19 protein-coding genes and 1 pseudogene are annotated in these 14,108 nt (G+C 31.1%); 14 read left to right on the forward strand and 6 right to left on the reverse strand.

From position 1 onward, the window contains the following. The first annotated feature begins 9 nt into the window (after positions 1-9). Positions 10-576: a 5' nucleotidase, NT5C type gene (locus CN925_RS01025; RefSeq protein WP_098843908.1), complete on the forward strand. Its 567-nt coding sequence runs from the start codon at positions 10-12 to the stop codon at positions 574-576. A gap of 222 nt (positions 577-798) precedes the next feature. On the opposite strand, the gene CN925_RS01030 is transcribed toward CN925_RS01025, so the two are convergent. Continuing rightward, a complete protein-coding gene (locus CN925_RS01030; RefSeq protein WP_098843909.1) occupies positions 799-2,079 on the reverse strand; it encodes a C40 family peptidase in 1,281 nt (426 codons plus the stop codon). Between the two features lie 424 nt (positions 2,080-2,503). On the opposite strand from CN925_RS01030, the gene CN925_RS01035 reads away from it, so the two are divergent. From CN925_RS01035 to CN925_RS01050, 4 genes are all read left to right on the forward strand, one after another. Beyond that, entirely contained in the window at positions 2,504-2,797 is a 294-nt protein-coding gene (locus CN925_RS01035; protein WP_098843910.1) for a hypothetical protein, read from the forward strand. Positions 2,798-2,979: 182 nt separating this feature from the next. Beyond that, positions 2,980-3,282: a hypothetical protein gene (locus CN925_RS01040; RefSeq protein ID WP_098843911.1), complete on the forward strand. Its 303-nt coding sequence runs from the start codon at positions 2,980-2,982 to the stop codon at positions 3,280-3,282. A gap of 199 nt (positions 3,283-3,481) precedes the next feature. Then, the gene (locus CN925_RS01045) at positions 3,482-3,982 is read left to right on the forward strand and encodes a GNAT family N-acetyltransferase (protein ID WP_098843912.1); all 501 of its coding nucleotides are present in this window, start codon (positions 3,482-3,484) and stop codon (positions 3,980-3,982) included. 21 nt (positions 3,983-4,003) lie between these two features. Then, positions 4,004-4,549: a 2'-5' RNA ligase family protein gene (locus tag CN925_RS01050; protein WP_098843913.1), complete on the forward strand. Its 546-nt coding sequence runs from the start codon at positions 4,004-4,006 to the stop codon at positions 4,547-4,549. Between the two features lie 46 nt (positions 4,550-4,595). On the opposite strand, the gene CN925_RS01055 is transcribed toward CN925_RS01050, so the two are convergent. Beyond that, positions 4,596-4,838, reverse strand: coding sequence for a DUF2584 family protein (locus tag CN925_RS01055; protein ID WP_098843914.1), 243 nt, complete (start codon positions 4,836-4,838; stop codon positions 4,596-4,598). A gap of 300 nt (positions 4,839-5,138) precedes the next feature. Here CN925_RS01055 and CN925_RS01060 point away from each other — a divergent pair, with 300 nt between their 5' ends. The 4 genes from CN925_RS01060 to CN925_RS01075 all read left to right on the forward strand — a co-directional run bounded on the left by CN925_RS01060 (position 5,139) and on the right by CN925_RS01075 (position 6,924). After that, positions 5,139-5,333: a hypothetical protein gene (locus CN925_RS01060; RefSeq protein WP_098843915.1), complete on the forward strand. Its 195-nt coding sequence runs from the start codon at positions 5,139-5,141 to the stop codon at positions 5,331-5,333. Positions 5,334-5,668: 335 nt separating this feature from the next. Continuing rightward, positions 5,669-6,064, forward strand: a complete 396-nt coding sequence (locus CN925_RS01065) for a hypothetical protein (protein ID WP_098843916.1) — start codon at positions 5,669-5,671, stop codon at positions 6,062-6,064. A 42-nt stretch (positions 6,065-6,106) separates the two neighbouring features. After that, positions 6,107-6,574: a flavodoxin gene (locus CN925_RS01070; RefSeq protein WP_098843917.1), complete on the forward strand. Its 468-nt coding sequence runs from the start codon at positions 6,107-6,109 to the stop codon at positions 6,572-6,574. Further along, complete coding sequence (locus tag CN925_RS01075; RefSeq protein ID WP_098843918.1) at positions 6,571-6,924, forward strand: hypothetical protein; 354 nt, start codon at positions 6,571-6,573, stop codon at positions 6,922-6,924. The genes CN925_RS01070 and CN925_RS01075 overlap by 4 nt, the downstream gene beginning before the upstream one ends. Before the next feature lie 68 nt (positions 6,925-6,992). On the opposite strand, the gene CN925_RS01080 is transcribed toward CN925_RS01075, so the two are convergent. After that, positions 6,993-7,427 carry an SRPBCC domain-containing protein gene (locus tag CN925_RS01080; protein WP_098843919.1) on the reverse strand — a complete coding sequence of 145 codons (435 nt, stop codon included), beginning with the start codon at positions 7,425-7,427 and terminating at the stop codon, positions 6,993-6,995. A gap of 165 nt (positions 7,428-7,592) precedes the next feature. Then, positions 7,593-9,146, reverse strand: a pseudogene (locus tag CN925_RS01085) (catalase); the annotation flags it as partial. Positions 9,147-9,354: 208 nt separating this feature from the next. On the opposite strand from CN925_RS01085, the gene CN925_RS01090 reads away from it, so the two are divergent. Then, the gene (locus CN925_RS01090) at positions 9,355-9,882 is read left to right on the forward strand and encodes an SH3 domain-containing protein (protein ID WP_098843920.1); all 528 of its coding nucleotides are present in this window, start codon (positions 9,355-9,357) and stop codon (positions 9,880-9,882) included. A 112-nt stretch (positions 9,883-9,994) separates the two neighbouring features. On the opposite strand, the gene CN925_RS01095 is transcribed toward CN925_RS01090, so the two are convergent. Continuing rightward, entirely contained in the window at positions 9,995-10,516 is a 522-nt protein-coding gene (locus CN925_RS01095; RefSeq protein WP_098843921.1) for a cupin domain-containing protein, read from the reverse strand. Between the two features lie 182 nt (positions 10,517-10,698). Between CN925_RS01095 and CN925_RS01100 the strand changes: the two genes are divergently transcribed. From CN925_RS01100 to CN925_RS01115, 4 genes are all read left to right on the forward strand, one after another. Further along, the gene (locus CN925_RS01100) at positions 10,699-11,151 is read left to right on the forward strand and encodes a hypothetical protein (RefSeq protein WP_098843922.1); all 453 of its coding nucleotides are present in this window, start codon (positions 10,699-10,701) and stop codon (positions 11,149-11,151) included. 177 nt (positions 11,152-11,328) lie between these two features. After that, positions 11,329-12,048 (forward strand): YebC/PmpR family DNA-binding transcriptional regulator, encoded by a 720-nt coding sequence (locus tag CN925_RS01105; RefSeq protein ID WP_098843923.1) that lies wholly within the window; start codon positions 11,329-11,331, stop codon positions 12,046-12,048. Positions 12,049-12,272: 224 nt separating this feature from the next. Beyond that, a complete protein-coding gene (locus CN925_RS01110; RefSeq protein ID WP_098843924.1) occupies positions 12,273-12,560 on the forward strand; it encodes a hypothetical protein in 288 nt (95 codons plus the stop codon). Between the two features lie 65 nt (positions 12,561-12,625). Further along, a complete protein-coding gene (locus CN925_RS01115) occupies positions 12,626-13,087 on the forward strand; it encodes a hypothetical protein (RefSeq protein WP_098843925.1) in 462 nt (153 codons plus the stop codon). Positions 13,088-13,282: 195 nt separating this feature from the next. On the opposite strand, the gene CN925_RS01120 is transcribed toward CN925_RS01115, so the two are convergent. Next, a complete protein-coding gene (locus CN925_RS01120) occupies positions 13,283-13,780 on the reverse strand; it encodes a hypothetical protein (protein ID WP_098843926.1) in 498 nt (165 codons plus the stop codon). Between the last annotated feature and the right edge of the window lie 328 nt (positions 13,781-14,108).

Consider the following 14,108-nt stretch of genomic DNA (forward strand, 5'->3'; position numbering starts at 1 on the left):
ACTCTTAGAATGAAATTCGGATTCGATATTGACGATACTTTGATTGATTTAAGACAACATGCTTTTCACATTTATAATAAGAAATTAAATAAAAACATCCCAATCGAAGCTTACAATGAATTAAAAACTGTTGAAATACATGAACCATTTGGCCTAACGGCAGAAGAAGGAAGCAAAATGTGGAAAAGTAATCTAGAAGAGACATACTTTACTACATGTCCCCCATTTCCATATGCAGTTGAAACATTACAAGAATTAGAAAAGCAAGGACACGAAATTTATTATGTGACAGCAAGAAATAAAGAATATGGTGAACGAACAAAAGAATGGTTAGTAAAAAATGGATTTCCAGTTCATCATGAACGATTTTTTTGCGGAATGAAAGATTCCGAAAAAATTCATATCATAAAAGAATTAGCCTTAGATTACTATTTCGATGATAAACCAGAAATAGTAAACACACTCTCAGAATTAACTTTAAAAGCGTATGTAAAAGACACCTCATATAATCGAGGATTGGATATCCCACGTATTACTTGCTGGTCTGAATTAAAAGAAATCATTGAGAGCAATTAGTAAAAAAACACCTTTAATGGGTGTTTTTTTGTATGCTGTTGAAATGTAAACTTGTAACGGTTTCATGAGCTCAAGAACACGTTCTGAGTAGGTAAACATCAAAATTTTGAAAAAGGGGAGTTACTCATGAACCCACTATGAGGATGTAAAACTATGTATTAGATCGACAAACTGAAAAAACACCCATGATAGGTGTTTTTTCTAGTAAGATGTTTGTAAAACTTAATTAAATCTTTTAAATCCTAAAAAATGTTCGTTCCAATATGGATTGTTTATTTTAGAAATAGTTACTCCTGAACTACTACTTGCATGGATAAACTCATTATCATTAATTACTATACCCATGTGGGACGGTCCGTAAGTATAAGTGTTTTTGAAAAAGATTAAATCTCCAGGTTGAAAGTCGTCTACGGTTTTTAAACTTGAATTATTATACCAATAACCAGCAACATTTGTTCTAGGAAGTGACAGGCCAGATTTTTTGAATACATAAGAAATAAAACCACTGCAGTCAAAGCCAGATGGCGTTTCTCCTCCCCAAATATAAGGTACACCTGAATACTTTTTCGATACGTTGATTAAAGTTTGAACATTGAATGATTGAGAGTTATTTGAATCAACTTTATTTGTTTCTGTCTGATTTGTATCTGTTTGATTTGAATCTACCTTGTTTGAATCGGTCTCTTTTCCGACATAAGATGCACTAATATATCCAGTTGTTCCATTATATTTTACCTTATACCATCCACTAGATAATGAAATGACATCTAGTTTTTGATTTTTGTTAACACTACCTAAAATGTGATAAGAAGTTCCAGCACCAGACCTTATGCGGACACCATTACCAGTAGAAATATAGTTTCCTGAACTAATAGTTTGATTCGTATTATTCGATTCGGTAACTTTTCCAACATAAGATGCACTAATATATCCAGTTGACCCATTAAATTTTATTTTATACCAACCATTAGAAACTGAGATGACATCTAGTCTTTGATTTTTATTAACACTACCTAAAATCTGATAAGAAGTACTGGCACCAGATCTTATGCGGACACCATTACCAGTAGAAATATAGTTTCCTGGACTAACAGATTGATCCGTATTATTCGATTCGGTAACTTTTCCAACATAAGATGCACTAATATATCCAGTTGATCCATTAAATTTTATCTTATACCAACCATTAGACAATGAAATGACATCTAGTTTTTGATTTTTATTAACACTACCTAAAATCTGATAAGAGGTACCAGCACCTGATCTTACACGGACACCATTACCAGTTGATTTGTATGTACTAATGTTATTTGAATATAGTTTACTAGATTGCAGAGTTTTTTTGGAATCAATCGGGGCTGCAGCTGCAGTAGTATTATATGGAATTTGAATTGTTAATGTTGAAGCAAGTCCAACTAATGCTAATGAGTTTAATGTTCGCTTTTTATTTCTTTCTCCTTTCATGTTTAACTGAATTAAGGTACTTGCTGATTTCGTTTTCATTACTAACCTTCCCTCTAACCAATAACTGAAATAACAAAGAAAAAGTCCCTTACCTCTTTTAATAGTAAGGGCAAATCTAAGATTACATGAACTTGGTAATTAAATTATTTAAAATGTGAAATCACATTTAGTTTAAATTCTAACATAAAAACATAGGTATCTTCACTTATTTAGTGTCAAATTTTACCGAAAAAGTAAAATTACCTCAAAATTTACTAAAAAAAAACAACAAAAAATAGGAATCTCTTATTATTCAAAAGTGCAAAACTAAATATTTTTTTAGTAAGTACAACTAAGCTTATTGTCTTTATGAAAGTTTTGCTAAGTAAACTAATAAGATAGATTATACAAGTTGTCAAGAAATACAAGTGTACAAAAGTCTATAAAAATTCAATCCTATCATTAACTGGAGGTGCTAATCAAAATGACAAAGCTAGAACTTGATATCCAAAATATACGAATTACAAAACATACGGATTATAAAGGCTATAAAATTAGATTTTCTATTAATCAACAGCAGTATGTACTTTTAGTCGGTAAAACAAACTTATTATTTCCTTTGTCTCTCATTCACAATTTTAATGAAAAAAGTACATGCAAACTTTGCAATAAATTAGTTCTTCCATCAACAATTAGTCAACAAGTTTGTTCAGCATTATTAAATAGAAGAAAAGAATTATTAGCTTATTTCCAAGAACATTATTCTGAACAATTTTAATCAGGTTTAAATTGGCTTATGACAATCGTCGACCAAAGCAAAATAATAAATTATTAAAGAAATCGTGATTATTAATTACTTTTTAGGTAGTTTTTATTTTTTTATGAAAATATTTAACGATAATGAGTCATAAAAATAGCATTTCGTCATATATTTTGTTGAAAACGGAGGTGTTATATAACATGGTGATTCAAGACTTAGATATTCAAAACGTTGTTATTAGTAAGCTTGGAGGATACGACGGTTTTAAAATTAGCTTTTTTGTTAATCATCAAGGTTACATATTATTAGCTGGAAAACAAAAAACGATTTTTCCTTTGTCTATTAAACATGCATTTATTGAAAAGGAAAAGTGTCAGTTTTGCAATAAACTTGTATTTAAATCTGCGATTAGCCAGCAAATTTGTTTGAATCTCCTTCTTAAGAAAGGTGATTTATTATCGTATTTTCAACAAAATTATCCAGAACCATTTGAGCAAATCTAGTTTTTTTGAAAATCGGCTAGGAAAAACCACTAAAGGAAGTGGTTTTTTGTTTTGAATTGACTACATATAAGTATTTAACCTCCAATAATTTAAAATAGTTGATTAAGAATTGTAGTGATCAAGTAAAAAAATACTATAGAAATGCGACTATAATTATTGTACTATTCATATAATTCTATTTTTATTGGAGGATATTTTCATGTCTAATTCTTTATTGCCGACTAATACTGTTTCTTTAATATTTTATAATAATCAATACGAGGATCAATTAAAAAACTATTTTCTGGCTGATGAGCATTTAAAATTTACTGGTCTACCTATTGATAATATTGAGAAATGTGCAATAGAGGCTGATCGTCATGCGATTTTAATTTTGAGTAATAATGATGTTGCAGGATTTTTTGTTTTGCATGGTTGGGATGGAGTTAGACAATATAGTGATAATAAAAATGCAATTCTATTAAGAGCTTTTTCTGTTGATACAAATTTTCAAGGAAAAGGGATTGCAAAACAATCTTTACATTTATTGCCTTCTTTTGTAAAAGAGAACTTTCCTGAACGAGATGAAATTATTTTAGGTGTGAATCATAAAAATATTGCTGCTCAGCATGTTTATTTAACAAGTGGATTTATTGATAAAGGAAATAGGGTCATGGGGAGAAAAGGTGAACTCTTTATTATGCATATGGATCTAGTATAATTTTAGAAAGAGAGGAGACTCATGTACGGAGTTGTAGCGTTATTTGATGCAAAAACTGAACAAATCATTAAAGATATTTGGACAGAGTTAAGAGAAAAATCGATTTCTTTCTATGCTGATGAAGTAGTAGATCGTAAACCGCATATTACTTTAGCAAGTTATCATGATTTAGATAAGTTAAGTTTTATTGAACATTTAGATGATTTTTATGAAAATAAGCAAGAGATTGAAATTAGTTTCACTTCAATTGGATCCTTTTTAAATACTGGTATATTGTATTTTTCGCCAATTGTTACTAAACATTTGATTGAGTTTCATGAGAATTTTCATATTCAGTTTAGACAGTTTAATGATGATCCAAATTCTATGTATCTACCTGAAAAGTGGGTACCACATTGTACTTTAGCCAATCGATTGTTACCGGATAAACTTGTAGAGGCATATAATTATTGCTTACATCGAAATGATACGATTGTAGGAAAAATACAAGAGATTGGTATTATTGAGATGGTTAATAAAAGTAATGCACCAATTATCTATTCTAAGTCTTTAAAATCTCTAGGTTGAAAAAAAGTTCAAGTATTGTACTTGAACTTTTTGTTGTTAAATCTTTTTAATTAACCGTATCAATTGCTTTTAGTTCATAAAGCATATAAGTATTCTTATTTCTCCATTCGATTTTCTGTATTACAGCTACACCAAAAGGTTTTTCATCATTTTTTCTTGTGACATTGATTGGTGTGTCAATTGGATATAAATGGTATCCGTTTTGTTCAAGCGTGAATAGATTGTTTTCATGTCTAATGGCGTGATCATTCGTTACAATTAACCAATTAAATTCAAATGGCATACTCATATTTTGAAAACTCCTTAAATTGAATAGATAGTATATTTACTATAGAAAAGATATAGCACTTAAAAATATCTTAATATATTTTTGCGCTGAACACAAAAAGCGATTGTATAAAATTATACAAGATAAGTAATACCCAATGCTGGTATAAAGAAAGGCTTGTATCGATATTTCAATGGTCAAGCTGGCAATCCGCTATCTTTTACATCGATACAAAACGTATGGTCATTGATTCGGTGATTCGACTATATAATAAAATAAACGGTATTTTTTGTAATTGCTTTTTGGAAGGGGCTGATGTTTATGCGAAGAAACAAAAATGCGGCTCTTATTGCAATTTTATGGTTAGTCATGGTGATTTTTATTATTATAAATGCATTACGTCATATTCGAGTATATATGGTATATAGTTCAGGCCTAATGCCTTTTATTGTTTGTGGAATGATTCTCTTTGCGATTATTATCCTTTATGTAAATGGTTTGAATCAGCGGAGATAACAGTAGTAGGAACCCATTTTGTTTAGGGTTCTTTTTTTGGAAATTGCTGAACCTGGTGGGGGATTTCAACTTTTGTTCGGTTGATAAACCCAAAAAACTTTGAGTAAGTAAGCTATTTAATTTTCTAACATTAAAAAACGAGGGTGTCCCATAAAACATTGGGGACACCCTCATTTTTTCTTATAAATAGAAAAGAATGTAAAATATAATTGACACTGATAATCATTATCATATAGAATTACAATTGAAAATGATTATCAGTGTCAAAAAAGATTGATTCTCTAATTTAAAAGTTGCTCAGGATAGGTAAGAAAGAGCCATTAAGGAGGCCGTTGATGGATAAACATTTCATTATTTTAGAGCCATTTCATCAGCAAGTAACATGCTGTTGTCCAGGTCAAAAGCATCAACACGTAATTGAATTTAGTGAAGGTGATGTATGGACGATGACAAGTGAGAGGAAATACGTTGATTGTTTAGGATGGCATTATTTAATTGATAACAACGATGATTTTGAATTTTATTTGCATGTTGAAGACATAGAAAACTTATACGAAAGTGGTGTGCTTTGTTCCAACTGGGATTTAGATCTGAAATTAAACCATTTGAATTTTAAAATAAACGAAGCACTTGATGTGAATGATCGCGAGTCATTTCTTACAATTGCAAATGAATTACGTAGTTTAAAAGAATTAAAGAACAAATTCTTCACTAATAAAGATGCTGTTTAAATAATAGTCATAAATAAAACCTTTGAATGAGGAGAGAGAAGAATGGCTAAAATTTTAATCGCTTTTGCAAGTATGTCAGGTAACACAGAGGAAATAGCTGAGTTAATTAAATCTAGTATAGATACGATGGGGCATGATATAGAGATGAAAGAAATTGAACATATTAATACCCAGAAATTAGTAGAGTTTGATGGCATTATATTAGGGGCTTATACGTGGGGGGACGGAGAGCTTCCATATGAAGTAGAAGATTTTTACGATGACCTCGAAAACCTAAATTTAACTGGTAAAAAAGCTGCTGTATTTGGATCAGGTGATCATGCTTATCCTAAGTTTTGCGCTGCAGTAGATCTTTTAGAAGAGAGATTAAAAGAATGTGGTGCCCAAATAATACAGGAAGGATTAAAAGTAGAATTAGCACCGGAAACGGAAGAAGACATTGAGCGTTGTGTTACGTTTGCAATTAACTATATTAGCCAATTTGAAGATCAATTTGAGGAAACTGTATGAATACCATGTTCAGTTCTACAGCAGTAACAAGAACTGAACATGGTCGTACGATTATCGCTACCCAAAGTATTAACGAGGAAAATTGTCGTTGGAATCAATGTTATAGTACAAGAAGCAATGTTAGTTATTTAGATATTAGTACACATAATGACATTGTGTATACAACCTCCAGTCAAAACGACTCAGGCTATAGCACAGTTTCAAGGGTATATTTAGAAAATCAATTAATTGTTCCGTGCGAGTACGTTAAAGGTCATGGCTGGCGAATTTGCAATGAAAACGAAAATTATATCGTAGCTGGACAATATGAAACTAGGTTTTTTGAGAAAGATTCTAAAAGAGTATGCTAAAGAATTGAGGAAAAAAAAGGGTCCATCGGTCAATGTGGTGACAAATGGAACCCTTTTTTATTTGAAAATTATTTCACTAATCCGCCTCTTAACTTAGTTACACCAAATTCTAAATAACATTTTAAACAGCTAAGCATAAATACCCAGCCTTCTTTATTATCGATTAAATGATGAACATATTCCGGGTTGCTTTCACTAAAGCCTTCTTCCACGACTTCAATGATTGTGTTATTTTGATCTTGTTCGTTTAATGTAATCGTTACGATATTTCCTTCTGCTGTAGGACCCCAAGCAAAGACAATCTTCTTATTCTCCTCAACTTCGATAATTTTTATTTTACCTTCTGCATTGTAAAGATCGTATTTTAAAGTAATGACTTTTCCTTCTTCCCAACGTTCAGAACTAGAAGAAAACCAAAAGTTTCCTATTCTAGTTGGATCAACAAATGCTTCGAATATATCTTTTGCCGGTGTGAAAATCTTAAACTTAGTCACATTATTCATTTCATGATCATCTCACTCTCAATTTATTTAATATGTATCATCAAATTTCGTACAAATATATTTTATACTTTAATTTTTTTATTGGGAATATATATGTTGTAATTTTCAGATAATAGATCATTACGCAAAAAAAGGATAGGAATTTATCCTATCCTCATTTATAGTTCAATAGCGATCCGATTCATGCCCCATATTTTTGGCTTTCTCAGATGCGGCATCAGCTGCCTCAGTACTAGTATGTTCCGTTTGACTACGATTCGCTTTTTCTAATCCTTCGCGCACTCTGCGTCCGTATTCTTCATCAGCTTTTGTAAAATAGCCGACCATCGTTTCTTGAATATGAGGTTTACATACTTTTAGTGCATCTACTAAATTTGAAATTAATTCACTTTTTTCAGTTTCGTCGAAAGCACGGTATGTATTACCAGCTTGGAGAAAGTCGTTAGGTCGGTCAATTTTTTGGCGTACTAATTTATTATTGTATGCAGGCTCATGATCTTTTCCACTCTTTGGTGCTTCTTTTAATCCACCTAGTGATGAAGGTTCATAGTTCACATGTGGGTTTTGACCTGGCGCTGCGTCAACTTTATATTCCATTTGTCCATCACGTTGATTTGTTGCTACATGTTTTTTAGGTGAATTAACTGGTAGTTGTAAGTAATTTGTCCCAACTCGATATCGTTGTGTATCTGAGTAAGAAAAAGTACGGCCTTGAAGTAATTTATCATCTGAAAAATCAAGTCCATCAACTAATACACCTGTTCCAAATGCAATTTGTTCAACTTCCGCAAAATAGTTTTCTGGATTTTTGTTTAATACCATTTTTCCTACTGGTAAAAAAGGAAACTTTTCTGGATCCCATAGCTTTGTAGGATCAAGTGGATCAAAATCAAGCTCCGGATGTTCATCATCACTCATGATTTGTACACATAATTCCCACTCCGGATAATCGCCTTTCTCAATAGCTTCGTATAAATCTTGAGTAGCATGATTATAATTTGTTGATTGAATTTCATTAGCTTCACGTTGTGTTAAATTTTTGATTCCTTGTTTTAGCGGTTCCCAGTGGTATTTAATTAGAACGGATTCGCCATCTTTGTTTACCCACTTATATGTATTAACACCGGACCCCTGCATTTGTCGATAGTTAGCTGGAATTCCCCATGGTGAAAAGATAAAAGTAACCATATGAGTGGATTCTGGTGTTAGATGAAGAAAGTCAAACATTCTTTCAGGATCAGGAAGGTTTGTTACTGGATCTGCTTTGAATGAGTGAACCATGTCTGGAAATTTTAAAGGATCACGAATAAAAAAGATTTTTAAATTATTACCGACTAAATCCCAATTTCCATCTTCTGTATAAAACTTTGTAGCGAAACCTCGTGGATCACGTAAAGTTTCAGGAGAATGTGCACCACCTACAACTGTGGAGAAACGCACATAAACAGGTGTTTTTTTTCCCTTCTCCTGAAATAATTTTGCTCTAGTGTATTTAGCGATTGGATGATCGCCTACTTTTCCATAGGCTTCGAAATATCCTTGTGCACCGGCCCCGCGTGCATGTACAACTCGTTCTGGAATTCGTTCACGATCAAAATGAGAGATTTTTTCAAGAAAGTCATAGTTTTCTAATGTTGTTGGTCCCCGATTACCAACGGTTCTAACATTTTGATTATCTGTTACTGGATGGCCTTGCCGATTCGTTAATATTTCTTCATTATTTGGTTGGTTATCCATAATTTTCCTCCATTCCATGCAAATACAAAATTTAGATTGTCCATAAGTTTGGAACAATATGCAAATTTTTCCAGTAGTTGTATCTAATTTAATCCAACCTGAAAAGTTTACAAATTGGATACATCTCATGACTAATTTTGAAACATTGATTTAATATTATAGAGATGTATTAGGAGAGGAGGAATTTAATATGAAGAGAAAATTATTAAAAGCATTTGTATCCACGATGGCTTTATCTGGCGCATTATTAGTTTCAAATGGTGTAATAGCTGGGCCGACACAAGTTAGTGCAGCGGTTTTAAATGCTCCGATTAGTGTATATGAGGTAACTGCAAGTGTATTAAACGTACGAAGTGCTCCAAATACGAGCTCAAAAGTAGTTGACACTTTAAGAAAGAAAGATCAAATTGAGATTGTAAAATTCTATAATGCTAGTTGGGCACAAATTAAAACAACAACTACTAAAAATGGTATAGCTTATGTAAGTACAAAATACTTACAAAAAGTACCAACTACTGTTACAACAAAAGCCAATTTAAATTTGCGTAGCGGTCCTAGTACAAAATATAAAATTCTTACAGTAATTCCTAAAGGTGCAAAAGTCAGCTTCCTTGGCTACCAAACTGAAGGGAAAACCAAAATCGATTATAATTGGGCAATCGTTTCCTACAATGGTAAAAAAGGATTTGTGAGTACTAATTATTTAAATATGAAGTAACCACAAATGGTTACAGTGAAAAAAGATTACCTTAACTTTTGAGTTAGATGTTTCATATCCCTATTCCCCAAAAAAAGAAAGTGAGCTAATAACTCACTTTCTTTCGTTAAACCTAATTAGGAAGTACCTTATAAGCTAACTTATTAATAATCTCTTTATGTGCAGGGTATTTATTATGTAATTGCTCTTGAGTAAATAATTCAAAATCTTTAAAATCAAATCCAGGTGAAACCATGCAGCCTACTAATGAAAAAGTATTTTCTTCCATAACTGATGAACCGAAAATTGAATTTTTTGGTACTAAATATTGGGGAACTTCTCCATTTTCTAAATTAAGTCCTAATTTTATTTCTTCGTACTGACCATTCTCATGTATAACATGAATCGTTAATGAACTACCTGCGTGAAAATACCATAATTCATCAGATTTTAATCTGTGAAAATGAGAAATATCATGTGATTGTAGTAAAAAATAGATACTAGTATAAAGGAATCTATGATCATCAAAGTTTACGGTTAATTCACAATCAGATATTTGCTCACTTGATTGATAGGTAGATTTATAATATCCCCCTTCTGGATGTGCTTCTAGTCCAAGTTTAGAAATCCAATATTCTGGATTATTGTTAAACATTTTATCAATCCTTTCTATTACTACTCCAACTATAATAACTTAACTTTTGTTATTTCTATGATAAATATGTTTCAAAATATCTTATTTTAATTCAAAAAGTGCAGAATTTTCCCAATATACAATTTAATGGAAATAGATTACATTAAACTTATTAAATGAAAATATATGGAGCGAAATATTCGATGGTTAAAAAGGGGATCTTATATTTAGTAGCATTCTTTACGATTTCGATTATTATTCATGTAACAATATTGTCTAATGATGAAAAACCGGAAGTTAAATTTGAGCTAGCAGATAAAACAATTCCTTATAAAATAGCAAATTATTCTTGGGGAAAATTATTAGATAAAGATCAATCAACAAATGAAACATATAAAACTATTAAAGAAGAGGTAGCTATTCCAGCACTAGAGGGAGAGCATTTAAGAATATATTTTTCTAAACAACCCGAAAATGTAGAAATATTAGAGCATATTGGGACGAAGAAGGCATATATTTATGACCAAAATTTAGAACATTACGGAAGTTACTCTTTCCAACTAGGATCTAAAAAAGGGGAGAGAATATATGAAGTAAAAGGTATTTGGAAGGGGAATAATTATTTTACTTATTTGATAAAAGTAAAGGTTATTTAATAGAAAGGCATTACTTCAAAACTAGAAGTAATGTTTTTTATTTCCACTAATTTTTAGTAATGATTAATTTCGAAAAAAAGTGTAAATGAGGTATAATAATAAATGGTAAGTGTTTGGCGTAAGTCAAATACATAGAAAATTAATCGTAGATTTAAAGTTGAAAGAGAGTGGAACAAGATGGGTCGTAAATGGAATAATATTAAAGAGAAGAAAGCTTCAAAAGATGCAAATACTAGTCGTATTTATGCAAAGTTTGGACGTGAAATATATGTAGCAGCGAAGCAAGGTGAGCCGGATCCAGAATCAAACCAAGCTTTAAAAGTTGTACTTGAACGCGCGAAAACTTATAGTGTACCAAAGCATATCGTTGATCGTGCGATTGAAAAAGCAAAAGGTGGATCTGAAGAAAACTTTGATGAACTACGTTACGAAGGTTTTGGACCAAATGGATCAATGGTAATTGTTGACGCGCTTACTAATAATGTAAACCGTACAGCAGCAGAGGTTCGTGCTGCATTTAACAAAAACGGTGGTAATCTTGGGGTAACAGGTTCTGTTTCATATATGTTCGATGCAACGGCTGTAATTGGACTTGAAGGTAAAACTTCAGATGAAGTTCTTGAAATCTTAATGGAAGCGGATGTTGATGTTCGCGATATTTTAGAAGAAGATGACGCTGTTATTGTTTATGCTGATCAAGACCAATTCTATGCAATACAAGAAGCGTTTAAAAACGTAGGGATTACAGAGTTTACAGTAGCTGAATTAACTATGTTAGCGCAAAATGACATAACTCTTCCAGAAGATGGACTTGCAAAGTTTGAAAAAATGTTAGATGTTCTTGAAGATATAGAAGATGTTCAACGTGTTTATCACAATGTAGATTTAGGTGAATAAAATCTTAGAAAATAACAACGCGTTCATATAGATGAGTTAATTTTCATCTGTATGAACGCGTTTTTTTTATTAGTGTAAGCATTTGGTTAGGATTGCTCATAGAAATTTTATGATCCATAAATTGGTAGACAGGAAAATATGAATAGTACAGAGAATAGTATTGTTAGTCAAGGTTTGCTAAAGAATGATGAATAATCATATTCAATTTGAGGAGATCAATAAATATGGATAAATTAATAAAAAACGGGTACAAAGCTTTTAAGTACGCGGCTCTTAGAATTGGTGTTTTTTTGTTAGTTTTAGCAACTCCAGTAGGTATTTTAATGAGCTTTAATGCTAATGCAGATGAGCGACAAGAACAAGAAATAAATTATTATGAACAAATCAAAGGCGAAAAAAGATTGAAGTTAGAAGAGCAACGAAGAAATGCAGTTATTCAAATTAAAAATAGCTCAAACAACATTGAATCCTTAACGACGTGTGATGATGAAGCAAACTCGTTATGTGAGTAAAATGTTTGCGTTTATCTAAATTAGATGAAATACATATTTTAAATTTTTTTATAAAGAGGTAAATTATGGAAAAGACGATTAAACAAAATAACTTCACTCATAGGGACCTGGCTGTTTCATGTTTTAATAAAGTGTGGGATTTACTTGAATTAGAAAATAGATCACAAAGTGAATCAGAAGAGATGGTTCATTTATGTCATAGTTCTTTTTGGCATTGGACAAAAGTAGAGAACCATACACCAAAAAACATATCGATTGGCTATTGGCAATTATCAAGAGTGTATGCTGTTATAGGGGAAGGACAAACAGCTTTAGATTACGCAAAAAAATGTGTCAAGATTAGTTTAGAAAAAGAGTTAGAGCCGTTCTACATAGCTTATGCATATGAGGCTTTATCAAGAGCGCATGCAAGACTAAATCAGTCCCAAGAAAGCTTAGCTGCTAAAACTAAAGCGTATGAATATGTAAAAGATGTAATGGTTGAAGAAAGTAAAGATTTGTTGTTGAAAGACTTAGATACTATTTAATCATTTTTGGTATAGGGTGACTTAAAAAGGAGGTCTCAAAGTCAGAGTACTTTTGAGACCTCCTTTTTTGTATAAATTTTAGAAAACTATAAACCAGGGCAGGGAAATAGATTAAATACAAAAAACAACCATAAGGGATCTATTTCCTAATGGACGTTTCTTTTATGATGGTCTTTATTGAGAACGTATGTCTATTTAAATAACTTTTAAATTATAAATACTTGTAATAACCCATTTATTTTTAAATTTAACAAGATCCATTGTTACATTACATATATTTCTACCATTTTTAAAATTTCCTTCGGGTTTTATCCCATCAACAAATGTTATTTCATATTTTATATATACTGTAGTTTTATGATCTTTCTTATTTAAATGAATGATAGATAAGTTATCACCGATAAATTTTGCATCAAGAACATTAGACATTATCTTAGTAAAGTAGTAAGAGTGATTGCTGATTTTTAATGAATCTACAACAATTGAATTATAAAGCTCAACATCTTTCCACTTTAAAGCTGTAATATAGTTTCTTACAGAATTTTGTACATTTTGTTCTATTATTAGTTCGGTAGACGCTTCATTGTCTAATCTTTTCTGTTTTTCTTTTTCAATAGATAGTTTTAATGTTAATATAATAATGACGGTTATTCCAAAAATTACCAAATATAAGGCGAGTGATTTTTTTGTCATATAGGACCTCTATGAGTATAAATGATGTTGGATGATTTCTAGTAAAACTTGTTGGCTTAAAAATTAAAAACTATATTTAAATTATTTATAGAAATAAAAATTGCTTATATCAAAAAAATCGCAAGATGTAATGATTACATCTTGCTTTAAACTGGTTATTAAATGGGGGTGCATTTAAAAAATACTAATGAAGTTATTAGTCGTTAGTATCGTTTAATTGCTTGTACTAAAATCATACCACTCTGTTTGAGATTTTTGTATTGGGAAAATTTTTTGAATATAATTTGTATGAAAAAAATCGAAAAAGTATATTAATCTGTCGGAAAAT

Origin of the sequence: Bacillus sp. AFS055030, assembly GCF_002574545.1 — a bacterium.
Lineage (GTDB): Bacteria > Bacillota > Bacilli > Bacillales > Bacillaceae_G > Gottfriedia.